At 29.9% G+C, this 19,944-nt stretch carries 19 protein-coding genes and 1 pseudogene; 8 read left to right on the top strand and 12 right to left on the bottom strand.

The genetic code is table 11. The features are described 5' to 3' along the window. Window positions 1-73: 73 nt before the first annotated feature. From kdsB to ELQ10_RS08320, 4 genes are read right to left on the bottom strand one after another with little or no spacing between them, the layout of a single operon-like run. On the bottom strand, window positions 74-793 hold the full coding sequence (kdsB, locus tag ELQ10_RS08335; RefSeq protein ID WP_002856736.1) for a 3-deoxy-manno-octulosonate cytidylyltransferase: 720 nt from the start codon (window positions 791-793) through the stop codon (window positions 74-76). Then, complete coding sequence (gene thrC, locus ELQ10_RS08330; RefSeq protein WP_133401961.1) at window positions 790-2,202, bottom strand: threonine synthase; 1,413 nt, start codon at window positions 2,200-2,202, stop codon at window positions 790-792. Before thrC ends, kdsB begins: the two co-directional genes overlap by 4 nt. After that, complete coding sequence (locus ELQ10_RS08325; RefSeq protein ID WP_133401962.1) at window positions 2,199-3,125, bottom strand: tetraacyldisaccharide 4'-kinase; 927 nt, start codon at window positions 3,123-3,125, stop codon at window positions 2,199-2,201. The genes thrC and ELQ10_RS08325 overlap by 4 nt, the downstream gene beginning before the upstream one ends. Window positions 3,126-3,128: 3 nt before the next feature. Then, window positions 3,129-3,869 carry an NAD+ synthase gene (locus ELQ10_RS08320; RefSeq protein WP_002857155.1) on the bottom strand — a complete coding sequence of 247 codons (741 nt, stop codon included), beginning with the start codon at window positions 3,867-3,869 and terminating at the stop codon, window positions 3,129-3,131. Window positions 3,870-3,942: 73 nt separating this feature from the next. Here ELQ10_RS08320 and ELQ10_RS08315 point away from each other — a divergent pair, with 73 nt between their 5' ends. Together ELQ10_RS08315 and ELQ10_RS08310 are read left to right on the top strand one after the other, a co-directional pair. After that, the gene (locus ELQ10_RS08315; protein ID WP_002852433.1) at window positions 3,943-4,539 is read left to right on the top strand and encodes an MBL fold metallo-hydrolase; all 597 of its coding nucleotides are present in this window, start codon (window positions 3,943-3,945) and stop codon (window positions 4,537-4,539) included. Between the two features lie 11 nt (window positions 4,540-4,550). Continuing rightward, complete coding sequence (locus ELQ10_RS08310) at window positions 4,551-4,856, top strand: hypothetical protein (protein WP_002852583.1); 306 nt, start codon at window positions 4,551-4,553, stop codon at window positions 4,854-4,856. A gap of 40 nt (window positions 4,857-4,896) precedes the next feature. Here ELQ10_RS08310 and ELQ10_RS08305 read toward each other — a convergent pair whose 3' ends face one another. Genes ELQ10_RS08305 through murJ form a run of 7 tightly spaced genes read right to left on the bottom strand, consistent with a single transcriptional unit; the run spans window position 4,897 to window position 13,476 of the window. Beyond that, window positions 4,897-5,676 carry an enoyl-ACP reductase gene (locus ELQ10_RS08305; protein ID WP_002938094.1) on the bottom strand — a complete coding sequence of 260 codons (780 nt, stop codon included), beginning with the start codon at window positions 5,674-5,676 and terminating at the stop codon, window positions 4,897-4,899. Continuing rightward, a complete protein-coding gene (dapA, locus tag ELQ10_RS08300) occupies window positions 5,676-6,572 on the bottom strand; it encodes a 4-hydroxy-tetrahydrodipicolinate synthase (RefSeq protein ID WP_133401963.1) in 897 nt (298 codons plus the stop codon). The genes ELQ10_RS08305 and dapA overlap by 1 nt, the downstream gene beginning before the upstream one ends. Further along, the gene (locus ELQ10_RS08295) at window positions 6,565-7,815 is read right to left on the bottom strand and encodes a pitrilysin family protein (protein WP_133401964.1); all 1,251 of its coding nucleotides are present in this window, start codon (window positions 7,813-7,815) and stop codon (window positions 6,565-6,567) included. Before ELQ10_RS08295 ends, dapA begins: the two co-directional genes overlap by 8 nt. Further along, on the bottom strand, window positions 7,812-8,870 hold the full coding sequence (locus ELQ10_RS08290) for a quinone-dependent dihydroorotate dehydrogenase (RefSeq protein ID WP_002872967.1): 1,059 nt from the start codon (window positions 8,868-8,870) through the stop codon (window positions 7,812-7,814). The genes ELQ10_RS08295 and ELQ10_RS08290 overlap by 4 nt, the downstream gene beginning before the upstream one ends. Before the next feature lie 31 nt (window positions 8,871-8,901). Further along, window positions 8,902-10,644 carry an ABC transporter ATP-binding protein gene (locus tag ELQ10_RS08285; RefSeq protein ID WP_002858782.1) on the bottom strand — a complete coding sequence of 581 codons (1,743 nt, stop codon included), beginning with the start codon at window positions 10,642-10,644 and terminating at the stop codon, window positions 8,902-8,904. After that, a complete protein-coding gene (gene cysS / locus ELQ10_RS08280; RefSeq protein WP_002938088.1) occupies window positions 10,637-12,025 on the bottom strand; it encodes a cysteine--tRNA ligase in 1,389 nt (462 codons plus the stop codon). The genes ELQ10_RS08285 and cysS overlap by 8 nt, the downstream gene beginning before the upstream one ends. Then, on the bottom strand, window positions 12,025-13,476 hold the full coding sequence (gene murJ, locus ELQ10_RS08275; protein ID WP_134250455.1) for a murein biosynthesis integral membrane protein MurJ: 1,452 nt from the start codon (window positions 13,474-13,476) through the stop codon (window positions 12,025-12,027). Before murJ ends, cysS begins: the two co-directional genes overlap by 1 nt. Window positions 13,477-13,579: 103 nt before the next feature. Between murJ and ELQ10_RS08270 the strand changes: the two genes are divergently transcribed. The 6 genes from ELQ10_RS08270 to murF are packed head-to-tail and all read left to right on the top strand — an operon-like array spanning window position 13,580 to window position 19,440. Further along, the gene (locus tag ELQ10_RS08270) at window positions 13,580-15,439 is read left to right on the top strand and encodes a flagellar assembly protein A (protein ID WP_002878012.1); all 1,860 of its coding nucleotides are present in this window, start codon (window positions 13,580-13,582) and stop codon (window positions 15,437-15,439) included. Continuing rightward, on the top strand, window positions 15,415-15,966 hold the full coding sequence (gene ruvA, locus ELQ10_RS08265; RefSeq protein ID WP_002856927.1) for a Holliday junction branch migration protein RuvA: 552 nt from the start codon (window positions 15,415-15,417) through the stop codon (window positions 15,964-15,966). Before ELQ10_RS08270 ends, ruvA begins: the two co-directional genes overlap by 25 nt. Window positions 15,967-15,975: 9 nt before the next feature. Then, entirely contained in the window at window positions 15,976-17,016 is a 1,041-nt protein-coding gene (locus tag ELQ10_RS08260; protein WP_002866926.1) for a D-alanine--D-alanine ligase, read from the top strand. Window positions 17,017-17,075: 59 nt separating this feature from the next. Further along, window positions 17,076-17,291, top strand: a complete 216-nt coding sequence (locus ELQ10_RS08255; RefSeq protein ID WP_002852622.1) for a type II toxin-antitoxin system Phd/YefM family antitoxin — start codon at window positions 17,076-17,078, stop codon at window positions 17,289-17,291. A gap of 1 nt (window position 17,292) precedes the next feature. Beyond that, window positions 17,293-18,012, top strand: a complete 720-nt coding sequence (locus ELQ10_RS08250) for an alpha/beta hydrolase (RefSeq protein ID WP_134250454.1) — start codon at window positions 17,293-17,295, stop codon at window positions 18,010-18,012. Beyond that, the gene (murF, locus tag ELQ10_RS08245; RefSeq protein ID WP_134250453.1) at window positions 18,013-19,440 is read left to right on the top strand and encodes a UDP-N-acetylmuramoyl-tripeptide--D-alanyl-D-alanine ligase; all 1,428 of its coding nucleotides are present in this window, start codon (window positions 18,013-18,015) and stop codon (window positions 19,438-19,440) included. It begins immediately after the preceding gene. Between the two features lie 58 nt (window positions 19,441-19,498). On the opposite strand, the pseudogene ELQ10_RS08240 reads toward murF, so the two are convergent. Beyond that, window positions 19,499-19,944 (bottom strand): annotated as a pseudogene (locus ELQ10_RS08240) (hypothetical protein); the annotation flags it as partial.

Below are 19,944 nucleotides of genomic sequence, written 5' to 3'. Positions count from 1 at the left end.
TAGATTTTTTGCCTTCAATCTAAATATATTTTATAAATAATACAAGCAAAATCTGTTCCGTTTTGGGGTGGAGTTATTTTTCTAAATAAATTTTTAAAGCCCTTTCATAGTCTTCTTTAGTATCAATCCCCATGCTTGTTGTTGAAATTTCAAGCATTTTGATTTTTTTACCATTTTCTATAGCTCTTAATTGCTCTAACTTTTCCGCTCTTTCAAGTGCAGAACTCGATAAAGAACAAAACTCTCTTAAAGCTTTGACACTATAAGCGTAAATGCCTAAATGCCCTTTAAAACTTTCCTCGTAATTTTCTCTTTCATAAGGAATTTTAGCTCTTGAAAAATACAAAGCATACCCTTCTTTATCGCAAAGCACTTTAACCAGATTAGGATCCATAGCTTCTTCTTGAGTGATTTTTTTATAACAACTCGCCATAAAAGCTTTTTTATCCAAGCAAGAACTTGCAAATTCTTTAAATTTTAATAAATTTTCACATTCTATAAAAGGCTCATCAGCTTGGACATTGATAATAATCTCATCATCTTTTAAAGCTAGTTTCTTACAAGCTTCATTAATCCTATCCGTACCGCTTTCATGATCTTTGCTTGTTAAAACCGCATTTAGACCATATTCTTTAGCGATACTTAAAACCTTTTCATCATCTAAAGCTATACAAACTTCATCCACGCTACTTACCCTTCTTGCAGTAGCCACAAACATAGGCACTCCACCTATATCACATAAAATTTTCTCATGAAAACGACTTGATTTTAATCTTGCAGGAATAATAATCATTTTTGCATCCAATCTAAAATTTCTTTTTTTATATTTCTGGCTTCAAATACCTTTTCATCGCTATTTTTCAAATCAAATAAAGCCAAAATTTCATCTTTAACTTGGACATTAAACTCTTTAGCTATAAATTTTAAATCTTCTTTTTCATTCTTAGAATCCCTATCATATAAAGCTTTTATCATACTTGGAGTAAATTTTGTCCATTCTGCTGTAGAGGTAATAATGCTAGGTTTTAAAGGATCAAGCATTTTAAAACAAGTTGCGGTATGCGGATCGATTAAAATTTTACTTTGTTTGATAAATTGCATACATTCTTCATCGGTGCAAAAATCTGCTTCAAAATCTTCTTGCAAACTTTGTAATTCTTCTTTTTCAAGTTTAAAATATCTCTCATTTTTTAACAAATTCATCAGTTCTTTAGTTCTTTTATCTTTAAATTTCGCAAATAAGAGTCTTTCGATATTAGATGAAATAAGTATATCCATAGCTGGAGAAATAGTCTTCTTAAGACTTTTTTCACGCAAATCATAAACACCCTGATTAAAAAATTCACTCAAAATATTATTTGCGTTTGAAGAAATTTTGATTTTTGAAATTTTAGCTCCCATTTTTTTAGCATAAAAAGCTCCTAAAGCATTGCCAAAATTTCCACTTGGAACGATGATTTGCACTTCTTCTAAAAACTCATTAAAAAGTTTTAAACTCGCATAATAATGATAAATAATCTGAAATAAAATACGTCCAAAATTTACAGAATTTGCTACACAAAGCTCATAATTTAAAGCTTTAATTTCATTTTGAAAATCTTTTGAAAAAAGCAATTCTTTTAAAGTGCGTTGCGCTGCATCAAAATCCTCATCTATGGCAAAAACTTTCAAATTATCCTTATCTAAAGCTCGCATTTGCAACTCTTGAACTCCGCTTGTGCCACCTTTTGGATACATACAAGCTACTTTAACATTTTTTGCATTTTCAAAACTTTTTAGGGTTGCAGGCCCTGTATCGCCACTTGTAGCACAGATAATTAAAATATTTTTATCCTTTGAAAATTCGCTTAAAAGCACACCAAAAGGCTGTAAAGCCATATCTTTAAAAGCTCTTGTAGGCCCATGCCAAAGCTCGTTAATATAGGTTTTTTCAGAGATTTTTTGCAAAGAAATAGGTGTATTTTTATCATCAAAGCTTTCGTAACTTTTCAAAGCCTTTTTAAAAAGCTCTTCTTCGCCAAAACCAAAACTTTCTATAAGCTTTAAAGCAAAATCTTTATAAGACAAATTGGCATATTTTTCTCCTTCAAAAATAGGCAAATTTAAAGGTGAGTAAAGCCCTCCTTCTGGGGCGTTTGGGTTAATCAAAGCTTCCTTAAAACTTGATACATTATTTACATTTCTACTCTCGACTAATTTCATTGCTCAAACTCCTTGATATAAGTTTTTATTTTTTCCCTTAATGAATCTTTTAATTCTATATTTAATTCTATAATTTGACATTTAAAACCAAAATCTTTAACTTTAACAAAATCCTTAAAAGTAAGCATTAGTGTATCGCAATTATGTTTTTTTAGCAAATTTTCTAATTCTTCTTTTTTAAACTCATAATGATCTTTAAAAAAATAACAAGCCCTTGCTTTGATAAAATGCTCATACAATCTAAAAGGTTTAGCAATAGCAGTTACCAAAACAGCCTTTGGATTTTCTTTTACAAAAGAATAACGCACAAAATCCCTACCTTCTAATGCAATAAAATCAGCCCTTTTTTCATAAAATTTTGGCAAACGATAAGCTCCACTTGGCAAAGTAAAATTAAAATAAGGTTTGATTTTACTTTCAAGCAAAATATCAAATTTTTTAATATGAAATTTAGAAAAAGCATCATCAAGTACAACGATTTTAGCTCCCAACTCAAAAGCTTTTTCAATACCTTTTACTCTATCTTCACTTACAATCACACCTTTGATATTTTCTTCAAAAGCATACTCCATAGCTTCATCGCCACTTTGTGCTAAGGTGCATAAAATTTCATTTTGATTTTTAACAACAAACAAACCTTTAGATTTTCTTTTATAGCCCCTAAGCACTATAAAAACGCCATCAAATTCCCTTGCTATAGCTTTGCAAAGCGGGGTTTTTCCATTACCTCCAAAACTTAAATTACCAACGCTAATAACAGGTTTTTTAAAAACTATTTTTTTACAAAAAAAAGTATTTAAAATCGCAAAAAAAGCATAAAACACACTTAAAGGTAAAAGTATAAAAGCAAGGCATTTTTGCCAAAAATTAGGCTTAAAAAAATAATTATCAAGCCAAAGTTCATAATTTTTTTCTTCACTCATTGTTTAAATTTCCAAAATTTCAGGCATTTTTCCCTTAAAAGCATTTTTTTGCATGCGATTTTTTAGCATAGCAATCAAAGAAGGATCAAGCGTTCTTAAAAGTTTTTCATCATTAGTTTCTAAGGCTTTTAAACCTTCATCGATTTTTGCATAAGAAAAACCCAAATCCGCCTCATCGCTTTGATTTTCCCAAAGATCCGCACTTGGAGCTTTTTTGATAAAATTTTCATGCAAGTTAAGGTATTTTGCTAAGGCATAAATTTCACTTTTATAAAGCGATCCTATAGGATTAAAAGCACAAGCTAAATCTCCATAAATCGTACCATAACCCAAAAGTAATTCGCTTTTATTAGAAGTGCCTATAACTAAAGAATTTTTCAAAGCAGAATAATCATAAAGCAAACTCATTCTAATACGAGCTGCAAAATTTCCCAAAGATACTAGAGTGGTATTTTCACTTTGCTTTATAAAAGCATCTAAAATGCTTTGAATTTCTATGATTTTATATTCAAGATTTAAATCCGCACAAAGCCTTAAAGCATCTTCAAGATTGGCTTTGTTTGAAATTTGAGTTGGCATTAAAAGAGCAAAAACATTCTCTTTTAAAGCTCTTTTACAAAGCGTTGCTACCAAAGCAGAATCAATCCCGCCACTAAGCCCCAAAACCACACCTTGACTTTGAGAATTTTTCACTTTTTCTTGTATAAAATCACACATTTTTTCCGTAATCTTTTGCCAATCCATAAAGCTTGCCTTTTAAAAATTTAATGTATAATTATATTTATTTAAGGCAAATTTTTTATTAAAGAGGTAAAAAATGCAAATTATCAAACAAGCTTGTGGAGTTTATGAAACTAATTGCTATATTTTATTTACCCCAAAGGGTGAATTTATCATTGATCCAGGAACTGATGCACTTTTATTTATCAAAAAACATGTAAAAAATCCTTTAGCGATTTTAAATACTCACGGGCATTATGATCATATTTGGGATAATGCCAAGGTTAAAAAAGAATACAACATCCCCATTTATATTCACAAAAATGATGCTTTTATGCTACATGATGATTTCAATCAAGGCTATGATTCTAGCGATGCGGATTTTTTAGTAGATAATGAAGATATTTTAAATATTTGCGGAGTTGATTTTAAATTTCACTTTTTACCAGGACACACACCAGGTTGCACTATGATAGAAATTGTAGGTAAAAATATCATGTTTAGTGGAGATTTTTTATTTTATAGAAGCATAGGAAGATGGGATTTTCCTTATTCAGATGCAAATTTAATGAAACAAAGTTTAGAAAAAGTTATGACTTACAAAGAAGATTTTAAACTTTTACCAGGACATGGACAAGAGACTACTTTAAAAGAAGAACAAGTCCATTTACCCTCTTGGCTTAGATACTTTTAAGGTATATTAAAATGGAATTAGATCAAATTTTATTATATGCTTTTATTTTTTTAAATCTTTTTGCCCTTTTTGGTTTATTTTTGGGAAATAAAAAGAAAAATCAATTTAACGATAAAAAATTTTATAAAATCTGCCCATGTAAAAAAATGGCAGAAAATGGATCTTTAAGTACGATTTGTATTTATTCAGCTGTGGGAGGATTTTTTTACAGCGTATTATCTATAGGTTTTGTAGGTTTTGGCAATTGGACTTTAAATTTTATTTTTTTACTTGCATTATTAAGTGTTTTTTTAGGATGGAAATTAAAACTTGATTAAAAAATATTTTTAAGAAAAATCCATTGATTTTTCTTAATTTTTATTTAAAAGTTGTACCACCATCAACGATGAAAGTATGTCCTGTTACCCAACTTGCCTTACTTGAACAAAGAAAAAGACATGCTCCAGCCAAATCTTCAGGCTGCCCCATGCGATTTAAAGGGCTTAAATTTATAGTAGCCTGTTTTACTTCTTCATAATTTGTAAAAGCTCTTAAAGCATCAGTTTCAATAGGCCCACCACTTACGACATTTACACGGATATTTTTTTCTCCAAGTTCAGTAGCCGCATATCTTGCCATAGCTTCTACGGCAGCTTTTGCTGTGCCATGACCTGAATAATTTTCTATATACACTAAATTTCCTGTAGATGAGATAGAAATAATGCTTCCACCCCCTACTTTTTCCATTCTTTTAGCTGCTTCTTGTGCGCCCACAACAAAAGCATTTACTGTGGCTGTAAAGATATTATTAATTCCCTTTGGTTTTAACTTCATAAATTTAGTATAACCACCTACAACCGCACGTCCTGAAATGATAGCATTTGAGATAAAATAATCCACTCTATCAAAATCCGCATCAATTTTTTCAAAAAGTTCTTTATAGGTTTCAGGTTCTAAGATATTAAATTCATAAGCTCTAGCTTTGATTTTATAATTTTTCTCCAAATCTTGCACCATTTCATCAGCAATTTGCGCATTAGAATTATAAGTAAAAGCTATATTTGCACCCACTTTAGCAAATTCATAAACTATAGCTTTGCCTATCCCGCGAGTTCCACCGCTGATTACTAAAGTTTTTCCTTGAAATTCTGTATTCATTAAAATCCTTTGATCTTATATTTTTTCATCACTTCTTCAATTTTAGCAAAATTTTCCTTACTTGGAGGACAAAGAGGAAGTCTAAACTCCAAACTTTCTATCAATCCAGCTATATACATAGCCGTTTTAATAGGAATAGGATTACTTTCGCAAAATAAAATTTTATTGATATTATAAAGCTCATCATTGATTTTTTTAGCTTCTTTATAATTTTCATCTAAAGCAAAATGAGTTAAAGCGCTAATCATATCGGGCAATAAATTTGAAGTTACTGAAATCACTCCCTTTCCACCATTTGAAAGTATAGGATAATTGATCGCATCTTCCCCTGAAATAAGCATCATTCTAGGTTCGTGCGCAAGCAAATCCACACACTTATCGATATTTCCACTCGCTTCTTTTACTCCATAAATATTTTCACAATCTCTAAAAAGCTTGATAATAGTATCTGTTGAAATTTCACAACCTGTTCTTCCTGGAACATTATATAAAAGCACAGGAATATCTACACTTTGTGCAATAGCCTTATAATGCTCGTAAAGTCCTTGTTGTGTAGGTTTATTATAATATGGCGCCACACTTAAAATCCCATCAGCACCATGTTCTTTAGCAAATTTAGCCAAACCCACTGCCTCATGAGTTGCATTACTTCCCGCACCTGCTAAAACCTTAACCTTAGTTCCTTTGCAAGTTTCAACGGCTATCTCTATGCAAGTTCTATGTTCTTCATGGGTTAAAGTTGCACTTTCTCCTGTTGTTCCTACTGGAACTACTGCATCGATGCCATTTTCTATTTGTCTTTTAATCAATCTTGCATAACTTTGCTCATCAACTTTTCCATTTTTAAACGGTGTAATAAGAGCAGTCATCGCCCCAATGATAACATTTTTATCCATTTGAATCCTTTCTTAGAATTACCGTAGTTGAATTTTCTTGAATAAAATATTTTTTAGCACAAGAAATCAAATCTTTTAATTCCAAATTTTGTATATCTTTCTCATAATTTAACAAAGGATCGATATCCCCTCTTGCTAGATATGAACCATAAATATTTGCCACTGCACTAGCATTGTTAAGTGAGAAAATAAAATCGCTTTTGACATTATTTTTCACTCTTTGCAAATCTTTTTGAGAAATTTTACCCATTTTAAGTTTATCAATGATTTTTAAAAGCTCTTTTTCTACTTTTTCTGCATTAACATTGGGGTTACAATTACAAATAAAAATAAATAAATTTTCATCTATACAATCATTAACATAAGCATAATAATCATTGATTAAATTTAATTTATCAATCAAAATTTCACTCATTAAAGAACTTTTCCCACTTCCTAAAAGCTCGGATAAAGCATTTAAGGAAGGTATATCTTTGTGCTTGAAATTTGGAATTTTATAAGCAAGGGCTAATAGTTCAGTATCTGAGTTTTTATGCAAATATATTCTTTTTGCTCCATCTTGCTTAGGCTCTTTTGTGTGAATTTTAGGTATAGTCTTAGTATTTTTAATCTTTTCAAAATGTTTTTTTGAAAGCTCAAAAACTTCTTTACTTTCTATATCGCCACTTACAAGCAAAATCGCATTTTTAGGTTGATAATAAATACTATGAAATTCTTTAATATCCTCAATGCTCCAATTTTCTATATCTTTAAAAAAACCTATAGGAGTCCAATGATAAGGATGATACATAAATGCGTGATTAAAAAGTCTAAAATAAAGATATCCCAAAGGATTATTATCTGTTCTCCATCTACGCTCTTCTAAAACCACTGCTCTTTCAGGCTGAAATTCTTCATCTTTTAAATTTAAATTCGCCATAAGTTCCGCAAAAAGCTCTAAAGCTTTATCTAAATTTTTCTTCGCACATTTAATATAATAATGAGTATAGTCAAAACCTGTGCTTGCATTATCCACACCACCAAAACCCTTAACAATCTCATCAAATTCGCCAGCTTTTAAATTTTTAGTACTTTTAAAATTTAAATGTTCTAGCATATGAGCTATGCCACTTTTTCCCATGATCTCATTTCTTGAACCCACTTTATAAAAAATATCAACGCTAATCACATCGCTATTTTTATTTACAGGCAAAGCATAAACTTCAAGCTTGTTTTTTAATTGAATTTTTTCATAAGCAATCATTTTAAATTTACCCCAACAGCTTCGCTAATGTGTAAAAAACCATCTTTTCTCAAAAGCTCTATAAGATTTTGATTGATATTTTTTACCAAAGAAGGACCTTTAAAAATCAAAGCTGTATAAACTTGCACCAAATTAGCCCCATTTTTAATACGCTCATAAGCAATATCAGCACTATCAATCCCTCCACTTGCAATAAGCAAGGTTTTGCCAAAAAGAATTTTAGCTACTTCTTTGAAAAAAATACCACTTTTTTCCGTAATCAGCCTTCCGCTAATACCACCAAAAGTACGATTATTATCTAGCAAGCTATAATCAACACTAGTATTGGCTAATATAAACCCATCTGCACCTTTTTTAATGGCATTTTCACATAAATTTAAAGCATCATCTATTTTCATATCAGGAGCAATTTTTATCAAAATAGGCTTAGAAGTGATTTTTTTGGCTTCTTCAAGCAAGGTATTTAAAAAATCATCATTTTGCAACTCTCTTAAATTTTTAGTATTAGGAGATGAGATATTAACGATAAAATAATCACACAAATCCTTAAAATCTCTAAACAAAGTAAAATAATCCTCCAAGGCTTTGTCATTTGGAGTGATTTTATTTTTCCCTATATTTACCCCTAAAGGCAAAACAAAAGGATAAGTTTTTGCGAGTCTTAAAGCAATCTTTTCAGCACCTTCGTTGTTAAAACCCATAGCATTTTGTATACTTTCTTGTTTTACAAGTCTAAATAGGCGTGGCTTTTCATTGCCTTCTTGAGGTTTTGGAGTAAAAGTTCCCACTTCCAAAAAGCCAAATCCTAAAGCACTCAAAGGTCTTATCATAGTGGCATTTTTATCAAAGCCTCCTGCTAAACCTACAGGATTATTAAAATCAAGTCCAAGTAAATTTTGCCTTAAACTTTCATCATCAACTATATATTTGTGTGCTAAAAAACTTAAAGCTCCTGGAAAACTAGCACTTAAAGCTCTTAAGCTATATTCAACCAAAGCATGCGCATGCTCAGGGTTTAACTTAAAAAGTAAAGGTTTTATCATTTCATAAGCCATTTTTTAATCCTTTTTGAAATTCTAACTAAAATTAACTAAAGCTAGGCTTTGTTTTTTCTTTGCTTTTAAATTTTTGATACAAAGAACAAGTTTGCAAAAGCTCTTCATCTTTACCTATTGCCAATACCTTGCCCTTATCCAATACTACTATTTTATCCGCATTTTCTATAGTGCTTAAACGATGTGCAACCACTAAAATCAATCTATCTTGTTTTAAATTTTCTATAGTTTTAACTATTGCTTTTTCACTTTCATTATCCAAAGCTGAAGTTGCTTCATCAAAAATAAGCACATCAGGATTTTTATATAAAGCTCTAGCGATTGCTATTCTTTGTTTTTGCCCTCCACTTAAGTTCTTACCATGTTCTTTCACTTCAGCCCAAATCCCGCCCATTTCTTTAACAAATTCATAAGCATTGGCCAATTTTAAAGCTTGGATGACTTTTTCTTCTTCTAACTCTTCGCTATAAGCAATATTTGCAGCAAAACTATCATTAAAAAGATAAATATTTTGCGTTACAAGTCCTATTTTAGCATGTAAGCTTTCTATGGTAAAAGTGCTAATATCTTCTTGATTAAGTAAAATTTTACCTTTTTGCTTTTCATAAAAATACATCAAAAGATTAATAATAGAAGATTTACCACCCCCACTTGTCCCTACAAGAGCAAGCATTTGCCCTTTAACAAAATCAAAATTTACGCCTTTTAAAACACTTTTATGCGGGTTTTCATAAGCAAATTCAACATTTTCAAAGCTAATTTTTTCAATGTTTTTTAATTCTTTGCTTCCACCTTTAATTTGAGGTTCTAAATCCAATAAATAAAAAGTTCTTTCACTTGCCGCAACAGCACCTTGAAGTTTTCCATATAAAGACGAAAGACGCTTTAAAGGAGTATATATCGCAAAAAGTGCCGAAACAAAACTGATAAAACTTCCCACACTCATAGAACCATTGATAACCTCTCTACCCCCTACAATAATCACCACAGCAACCCCAACAGAACCCATCATATCCATTAAAGGACTTGTAAGTGCATCAATACGTGCGGATTTTAGGTTTAATTTACATAAAGTATCATTATGCTTAGCAAATTTATCACTTTCTTTTTTTTCATTATCATTAGCTTTGATCAATTCAATATTTGAAAAAATTTCACCCAAATAAGAAAGTAAATCCGAATTTGTTTCTTGTATATTTCTTGCATATTTTTTAAGTTTTTTAGCAAACCATACCAAAGGAAAAATAGCTAAAGGCAAAATCACTAAAGCAAAAAAAGCCAAAGTAGGACTTTGATACAAGACTACTGCAAGCAGTCCTATAGCAGTTAAAAGCTCTCTAAAAAAATCAGGAATAATGTTTGATACTATGCTTTGAAGTGCATTAATATCATTAGTACAACGACTTACAAGCTCTCCACTTCTATAGCGTTTAAAAAAATCCATATCCAAGCGTAAAACATTTTTCAAAACCCTAGCACGCAATACTCTTAACATATCTGTTCCTATAAAGGAAACATAAAAACTTTGTAAATAAGTTCCAAGATTTTTAAAAAAATACATCAATACTAGCAAAAAAGGCACTGTATAAAGTAAAGCTTCATTTTTTTCAACGAAAATATAATTTAAAATAGGCTCTAAAGCATAAAAACTTCCAGCAGTTCCTCCGCTTGCTAAAATCATACCGAAAATAGCTATAGCAAATTGTTTCCAATATCTTTTATAAAAGGGCTTAAAGCGTATTAAAACCTCTTTTAAATTCATCTCATTATGCATTTATTTTCTCCCAAATTGTTCCATTTGGAGTATCTAAAAGAGTGATTTTTTTACTATTTAATTGCTCTCTTATTGCATCAGCTGTGTTAAAATCTTTGTTTTTCTTAGCCTCAGTTCTTTCTAAAATTAACTTTTCAATTTCTTCTCGTTCTTCTTTGCTTACACCCCATTGAAAATATAAAGTTGTATCCATAAAACCAAAGCCAAAAATTTTAGCTAGCTCGCTTAAAGCTTCTTTGATATTTTGTTTTAAAATTTTATTTTTGCTTTCTTTATCCAACTCTAAATTTGCACTACTGATAAAATCATCCAAAAGAGCTAAGGCTTTAGAAATATTTAAATCATCATTTAAAATCTCTAAAATTTGCTTAGCAATTTCGCTTTTTATTTCAATATCATTTAAAACATCAAAATCAGAAATTTCACCTAAATCCAATCTTTTTTTAAGGCGATAAAATTTATCTAAACGTTTTTTAGCATTTTCTAAATCCGATAAAGAATAATTAAAATGAGATCTATAATGAGAACTCAAAAGATAAAATCTTAAAGCCTCGCCCATAAATTCTTTTAAAGCATCTTTTATAAAAAAACTATTATTTAAACTTTTACTCATTTTTTCACCATCGATTTTTACAAAACCATTATGAAGCCAAATATTTGCTAATTTTCTCTTACATCCACAACGACATTGCGCAGCTTCATTTTCATGATGAGGAAAAAGCAAATCTATCCCTCCAGCATGTATATCAAGAGTATTTTCAAAAATAGAATCAATCATAGCAACACATTCAGTATGCCAACCTGGACGCCCTTTGCCAAATTCACTTTCGTAAAAATTTTCATCAAATTTCCAAAGCACAAAATCGCTTTCATTTCTTTTTTGCACTTCATTACTTAGACGAGAGATATTTTCTTCTAAATTGCGATTTGATAGGCTTAAATATTTTTCATCTTTACTTGTATCAAAATAAATTCCATCTTCTAGAGTATAAACAAACCCATCCTTAGCAAGCTTTTTAATCAAATCAAGCATAGCTGTTATATAATGCGTTGCACGAGGTTTAAAATCAGGATCTAATACATTTAAAACCCTCATATCCTCTTCATAACTTTTGATATAAAATTCCGTAATTTCCTCTAAAGTTTGACCACTTTGAGCCATTTTTTTCAAAATCTTATCATCAATATCTGTATAATTTCTAGCAAATTTTACCCTATTGCCCTGAGCAAGTAAAACCCTACGCAAAAGATCAAAACAAACACTACTTCTTGCATGTCCTAAATGTGCATCATCATAAACCGTAGGTCCGCATAAGTAAATACTAATATCTTTTTTATCAAGTTTTATTTTCTCTTTTGTTACACTGTCTAATAATCTCATTAAAAAACTCCTTTAAAACTTGTAAAAATTCCTATAAAAAAACTTAAAATATAAGGTTTAATCAAAATAAGTAAGGTTGTAAAAACAATCAAAGCAACTATAACCAATAAGCAAATTTTAATAGATATTAAAGCAAAAAATTTCTTAAAACCAAATTCTTTGATATTAGCTCCAAGCAAATAAAAAGCACTAATAGAGCTTGAAAGTGCTACTGCAATAACCTTTAAACTTTCATCTTTAATCAAAAATATAAAAGCCATAGAACATAAAGCACTGATAATTAAAGATTTTACCGCGATCCAAGCTGCTGTTTTTTGTTTAAATTTTGCATAAAGCCACAAAGAAAAAAGCTTTTGCAAACCAAAAGGTAAAAGCCCTATAAGATAAGCAATCAAAACATAAGCCGTAATTACACTATCTTCGTGAGTGAAATTTCCTCTTTCAAATAAAAGTTTTGAAATTTCCAAAGCAAACACAGAACCTACAATACTAGAAGCAATAAGCAAAATGCTTAAAAGCGCTAATGCTCTTTGCATAAATTTTAAAGCTAAATTTTCTTGACCACTTTTTAAATGTTTTAAAATTTTTGGAAAAGAAACTTGAGTTAGAGCGATAGCAAAAAGTGCAAGGGGGAGTTGGAAGACACGATTTGCATAATAAAGATAAGAAATACTCCCGCTCATTAAAAAACTAGCTATAGTTGTATCAAGCAATGAGCTAAATTGAGTCGCAGAAGAACCTAAAACTCCATGAAAAAAATTGCCATAAAAACCTTGTAATTTCGCCTTGGCTTTTTTAAATTTTACACTTAAAGCCATAGCATGTATTACAGGATTGTTTTTTAAAACAAGCAAATGTAAAATAAGCTGTGCCACCCCACTTAAAACCGTTGCATAAGAAAAATAATAAAGTGTATTTTGCGGTGCATTTTTATCCACAAAAAAGGCAGCTATAACAATACTTAAGTTAAATAATGCCGCAGAAAAAGAGGTAATGAAAAATTTTTGTCTATAATTTAAAATAGCTCCTAAAAAAGTAACTAAAAAAATAAAAAACAAATACCAAAAATTAATCGCCACCAAAGGAGCCGCTAAAGCTATAGTATCTGCGTTAAACCCAAAAGCAAAAAGCTTAGTAAAAAAAGAGGAGAAAAAACTTACCAAAAGACAAAATAAAAAAACTATAAGGCTAAATTGCATCATTACACTAACGCAAAAAGCTCCTTTTTTTTTCGCTTTTACAAAATTAGGCAAAAAACTTTGTCCAAAAGCCCCTTCTGCAAAAATTCTTCTAAAAAAAGCAGGCATTTTTAAAGCCACAAAAAAAATATCACTATAAAGCCCTGCTCCTAAAAAAAGCGCTATTAAAACATCTCTAGCAAGCCCTAAAATTCTTGAAAATAAAATTCCTAAAGCATTGATAATAAAATTTTTAAATACTAAACTCTTCATTAAATTTTTTCATAAATTTCAAAATATAAAGAGAACTATTTTAACTAAAATTGATTAAAAATTGACTATAATTACATTCTTAATTTTTTACAAGGGGAAAGTTTTGGCTTTGGATGAAAAAATTATTGCCTATACAGAAAATCCAGCTCGAGAGCTTTTAAGCGTAGCTTCACGAACAAACCTTAGCTTAAATGAGCTTGATTTTAGTTTATTGGCATTTTCTACACAATATCGTTTTGGAGATTTAGAATGGGAAAAAATCTCTGAAAAAGAATTAACTCTTTTTGATAAAGATGAAATTTTTTTAAAAAATGATCTTCAAATCAAGCAAGAATACAAAATAGAAATTTTCCACGGTATAAACCAAAGCAAAGCATCTCAAGCAGTCAAACTGGTTGCAAATAAAAATTTAACCAAAATAGTTGCTCAAATTGATTTTACAAATTTAGACTTTCATGAAAAACTAGCACTAGAACTTTTGCAAAATATTTATAAAAAGATGTTGAAACTTAAATTTTTAATAGGTATCCGTATTTTTGATTTTAAGAAAAATTTAATGTCTTTTTGCAATCAACATAAAAACACCCCTTTAAATAAAACTATACAAATCACCGTTGCACAAGGTATTGATCCTATAGAAAGTCAAGATGAATCCCTGATCTTGACTTATAAAGAAAAAACCAAAAACTACACTATCGATGAAAAACGCTCAGGTATTATTGTTGTTGATGAAAATGAAGTTGTTTTAAAACACGCCAAATTTAAACAAGGTAAAGAAGGAAAAGACTTAAATTTACACACCTTAAAAGTTTTAGCCGCAAATGAAAATAAAGTTAAATTTTCTTGTTCTTCAGCTTTTAAACAAGTAGAGCAAGATGGATACACAGAATATATAGCTTTAAAAAAAGGTTATGTAGTGCAAGATGGTGAAAAATTTGATATTGCCAATGAACTAGATTTTAATGGAGTAGATTTTAAAAATATAGGGATTATAAGAGCTGGACTAGACAAAAATGTCAAAATCAATATAAAATTTCTTTCAGAAGTAAAAGATGCTGTAAATTCTGGTGTTGGGATAGAATGTGAAGAATTAAATGTAGTCGGAAGCGTAGGAAGCAACACTCAACTTAATGCCACCAAAATGAAAATTGAAGGCACTACACACTCTAAAGCCAAAATTCAAGCCAAACAAGCCTATATAAAAACTCATAGAGGATTTGCGGAAGCCGAAATTTTAAATATAGATTTGCTCGAAGGTGGAACAATCAAAGCCAAAGAAGTGAGAATTAAAAAAAGTTTAGGCGGAAATATACAAGCTGATAAAATCTATATAGAAAATTTAGAAAGTAATAATTCTTGTGTGTTTTTTGAAAACACCACAATAGAACGCATTAACGGGGATAACAATAAATTTCATGCTAAAATTAAAACTCTTGATAAAAATTATGATGAAGAATTTGCGATTTTAGGAGAGCAAATTTCTAAGTTAAATCATAAAATAAATAAAATAAGACAATACATTTTATCAAGTAAAAATGGAATTTTAAGCGTTGAAAAAAAGATAACAGAACTTAAAAATCAAGGTCAAAATGTTCCTGTACAATACGAAAAAGCCCTAAAAGATTTCTCTTTACAAAATCTTGAATTAAATAAACTACAAAATGAAGAAAAAGAACTTCTTGAACGCAAAAAATCTTTACAATTAGAATTAATCAATTTGCAAAAAATGCTTTTTGAAGCAACTTTTATAAATAAAAGCGGCAAATGGACTGATATGAATGAAATCAAATTTTCACTTCTAGAGCCTAAAGAAGATATTTTTTACTCTTCATTTGTTAATGAAAGTGCTAAATTTATAGGCATTAAAAAAGTCATACAAAACAACCAAGAAAGTATAGAAATACATAAAAAATTAGATTATGAAGAAAAGGATATAGCATGGTTGTCGGCATCGAAGGAATAATCACAAAAAAAGAACCTACTTTTATCATTGTTAAATGCGCTAGTGGTTTAAGCTATGGGATATTTATTTCGCTTTTTTGTTCTGCTAAAATTCAAACCCAAGAAAAGCATGAGTTTTTTATTACTCAAATCATCAAAGAAGATTCTAATAAATTTTATGGCTTTTTGGATAAAGATGAACAAAAAATGTTTGAAATGCTTTTAAAAGTCAATGGAGTGGGTGCAAATACTGCTATGGCGGTATGCTCTAGTCTTGATGTAAATTCTTTTTACAAAGCGTTAAGTTTGGGCGATGAAAGCGTGCTTAAAAAAGTACCTGGAATAGGTCCAAAAAGTGCAAAACGCATTATAGTAGAACTTTCTGACACAAAAACCAAACTTGAAAATGTAAGCGATGATAAAAGCGAAGCCTTAGCCGCACTTCTTACTCTAGGCTTTAAACAAGAAAAAATCATAAGTGTTTTAGCAAGTGCTCAAGCAACAGGCACAAGCGAACTCATCAAAGAAGCTCTTAAAAAACTAGGATAAAGGAATAAAATGAAATTTGCAATACTTTTTGGCGGAAATTCTTATGAACATGAGATCAGTATAGTAAGTGCTGTAGTACTTAAAAAAGTTATCAATCAAAATTTAGAATTTGTTTTTTGCGATGAAGAAAGAAGATTTTATCACATTCCAAGCGAAAAAATGAATTCTAAAACTTTTAGCACCAAAGCTTATAAAAATGAAAAAGAACTCTTCATCAAACAAGGAGGTTTTTTTAGCAAAGGCTTTTTAAAAGAAAATAAACTAGAGTGCGAATGCGTGATCAATCTTATCCATGGTAGAGATGGAGAAGATGGAAAAATTGCGGCTTTATTTGAGTTTTATTCTATTAAATTTATAGGACCTAGGCTTGAAGCTAGTGTATTATCTTTCAACAAAGAACTTACCAAACTTTATGCCAAAAGCGTTGGTGTAAAAACACTTGATTATACCATGCTAAGAAAAAATCAAAACTCTAAAGAAAAGCTTAGTTTTCCTTGTATTATCAAACCTGCAAGACTTGGAAGTAGTATAGGTATTAGCATAGTAAAAGATGAAAAAGATTTAGAATACGCCAAAGATGTAGGTTTTGAATTTGACAATGATCTTGTAGTAGAAGAATTTAAAAACAATATCAAAGAATACAATCTTGCAGGATGTATGATCAATGATGAGTTTGTTTTTTCCATTATAGAAGAGCCAAAGAAAAAAGAATTTTTAGACTTTGAACAAAAATATCTTAGCTTTTCAGGACACAATGAACTTATAGAAGCGGATTTAAGCGAAGAATTAAAAGAAAAACTCAAAGACAGTTTTAAAAAGATCTACAATCCTTTGTTTAAAGGTGCTTTAATACGCTGCGATTTTTTTATACTGGATAATGAAGTATATTTAAATGAAATCAACCCAAATCCTGGTTCTTTGGCTAATTATCTTTTTAAAGATTTTAATACCACTTTAAACGCTTTAGCTGATCAAATTTCACTTGAAAAAATGATAAAAATCAATTACAACTTCCTTCACTCCATCAACGGACAAAAAGGAAAATTATAAGCTTTTAAGTCAAAATACGCTAAATTATACATAAAATTTAGCGTATTTTAGGAAGAAAAATGCTCTCTTTTAAACAAGATGAAATTTACACTGCCACCGAAGTGGTAAGAAATTTTAGCCCCATTATGGAAAAACTCAAAAAAAGCGAAAGTGGAAAAATAGTTATTTTAAAAAATAACAAATTTGAAGCTGTAATGCTTAGTATGAAAGAATTTGAACGCTTACAAAATGCCATGCAACTTTTAGAAAATATCTACAAAAATCAAAAGGCTTAAAATGGCTCAAACTCAACTTTCTTATAAAAACAAAACTTATCAAATTTCTTATGAAATTTTAGGTGATCTTTCCTTACCGCAAATACTTATCTTACACGGCTGGGGAGCCAATAAAGAACTTATGAAGCAAAGTTTTTGTCCTTTTTTGAAAGATTTTTGTCAAATTTATATGGATTTAGCGGGTTTTGGAAATTCAAGCGTGGAAGAAATTTTAAACACTCAAGATTATGCCAATATCACAGAACTTTTTTTAAAACAAAAAAAACTCGATGTCTGTTTTTTCATGGGACATTCTTTTGGTGGAAAAGTAAGTACCCTACTCGCAAAAGAAAAAGACACTCTAATCTTACTTTCAAGTGCGGGAATTTTAGCTAAAAAATCCCTAAAAGTGCGTTTTAAAATCCGTATTTTTAAAATTTTAAAACTCTTTGGTTTGGGAAAATTTTATCGCTATTTTGCTAGTAAAGATGGAGCAAATCTTAGTCCTATGATGTATGAAACCTTTAAAAGGGTTGTTGATGAGGATTTTAGTGAAATTTTTGCCAAGCAAAAGGCTAAAAGCTTGATTTTTTGGGGAAAAAGCGATGAAGCTACGCCTTTGTATTGTGGTGAAAAAATGCATCAACTTTTAAAAAATAGCACTTTTTATCCTTTAGAGGGGGATCATTTTTTCTTTTTAAAACATTCTGCTTTCATAGCTCAAAAAATTAAGGAAATTTAAATGCTTATCAATACTCTTTATTTTATCAATTCTTTATTTTTTAATTTTTGTATAGCTTTTTATCTTATGAGTGCTTTACAATGGTATTCTTATAAATTTAAACGCGTGTTTTTTCATTATCATAAACCTTTGTGGCATTTGTATTTTTTATTTATTCCTTATTTTTTATTCTTAGCTTTTCCTTTATACTCTTTAGCATATTTTGCATTGATTCATACTCCGATTTTGTATTTTTGGAACAAAGGTATAGATAAAAAGCTTGTTTTTACAAGTAAGGTTAAATGGTTTTTTGTTTTTGTTTTTGTTTATAATGCTATTTTTGCCATCCTTGCTTTGCGTTTTTCTTTTCTTTTTAATCTTTTTAGCCTTCCTTTTGCTTTATTGAGTCTTAAAATTTATGAGTTTTTTACAAATTTATATTATAAAAAACAAGCCAAAGCCAAACTAAAAGCCAATGAAAATTTAAAAATCATACTCATTACCGCAAGTTTTGGAAAAACAAGTATTAAAAATTTTCTATACGAACTTTTAAAAGATGACTTTAAAAGCTACAAAACACCACGCTCTGTCAATACCTTGCTAGGTATAGTTGCTGATATCAATACCAATTTAAGCCAAGATACTCAAATTTACATAGCTGAAGCAGGTGCTAGACTTAAAGGCGATATTGATGAAATCACTCGTTTTTTACAACCTCACATCAGCATAGTAGGAGAGATAGGCAATGCACATTTAGAGTATTTTAAAAGTGTTGAAAATATCCGCTCAACCAAACTTGAAGCCTTAAATTCCAAAAGACTAGAAAAGGCTTTTTTACACTCTAGCACCCAAAAAGAAGAAGATAAACTCATCAGCCTTTATGATGATAAATTAAATCTTATTCATTCAAGTCTTGAAGGTTTAGAATTTAAAGTCGATATAGAAAATAAATCCTATGATTTCAAAAGTCAAATTTTAGGGGATTTTAACGCGCAAAATCTTTGTGTTTGTATACTTTGTGCTCATTATCTTGGTATAAAACTAGAAAAAATTCAAAAACAAGTTTTAAATATAAACTCCATAGAACATCGCTTGCAAGTGCTTTCAAGAGAGCCTAAATTTATCATAGATGATGGTTTTAATGGAAATTTTAAAGGTATGAGCACAAGCTATGAACTTTGTAAAAGCTATAAAGGACGCAAAGTTTTAGTAAGTCCTGGTATAGTAGAAGTAAGCGAAGAAGAAAATATAAAACTTGCTAAAATCATCAATGAGTGTTTTGATCTTGCTATCATTAGTGCACAAATCAATGCTGAAATTTTCAAAAAAGAGTTAAAAATAAAAACCATTATACTTAAAGAAAAAAGCCAGCTAGTTCAAACTCTAGCTAAAGAAACAAAAAACGGAGATTTAATACTCTTTTCAAACGATGCGCCTAGCTTTATGTGATTCGCATAAGTATTTGCAAATGTCATCATTTTTAATTTGACTTCGTGCAAATACTTCTTTAAACCCTAGTTTGTCCTATAAGATTATTTAATCTATCCATTATAGAATCAGCGTAGGAATTAATGGTGCTAGGTTTTGCTTTCCAGCCATTGGCAATGGCTTGTTTAATTTCAGCATCTAAAGCCCAATTACCCATAGCAGATTCTTTAGGAATGTTATTTTCATACATATAAAGTTGCCCTTCTAATTTTCCATTTTTACTAGCTAGATATTTAAATAGACTTGCAAAATCTACTTTGCCTGTCATAATATCACCTATATCTACACTAGTAGTTGAAAAACTCTCTTTAGCCATAGCTCTATTGTAAGCTTCTATTGTTGGATTAAGTGTGGTTTTTGGACTCTCAACAGGTTGTCCATTTTGAGCTTTTAAAAAACTCATAAATAAAGCTTCTTTAGAATAACCTCCATCTTCATTTTGTGGATAAACTGACATATCAGGAT

It is taken from the genome of Campylobacter sp. US42a (assembly GCF_004379055.1).
GTDB lineage: Bacteria > Campylobacterota > Campylobacteria > Campylobacterales > Campylobacteraceae > Campylobacter_D > Campylobacter_D jejuni.
Note: the sequence above shows the minus strand (reverse complement) of the source record. Positions and strands in the feature narration are given on the sequence as shown.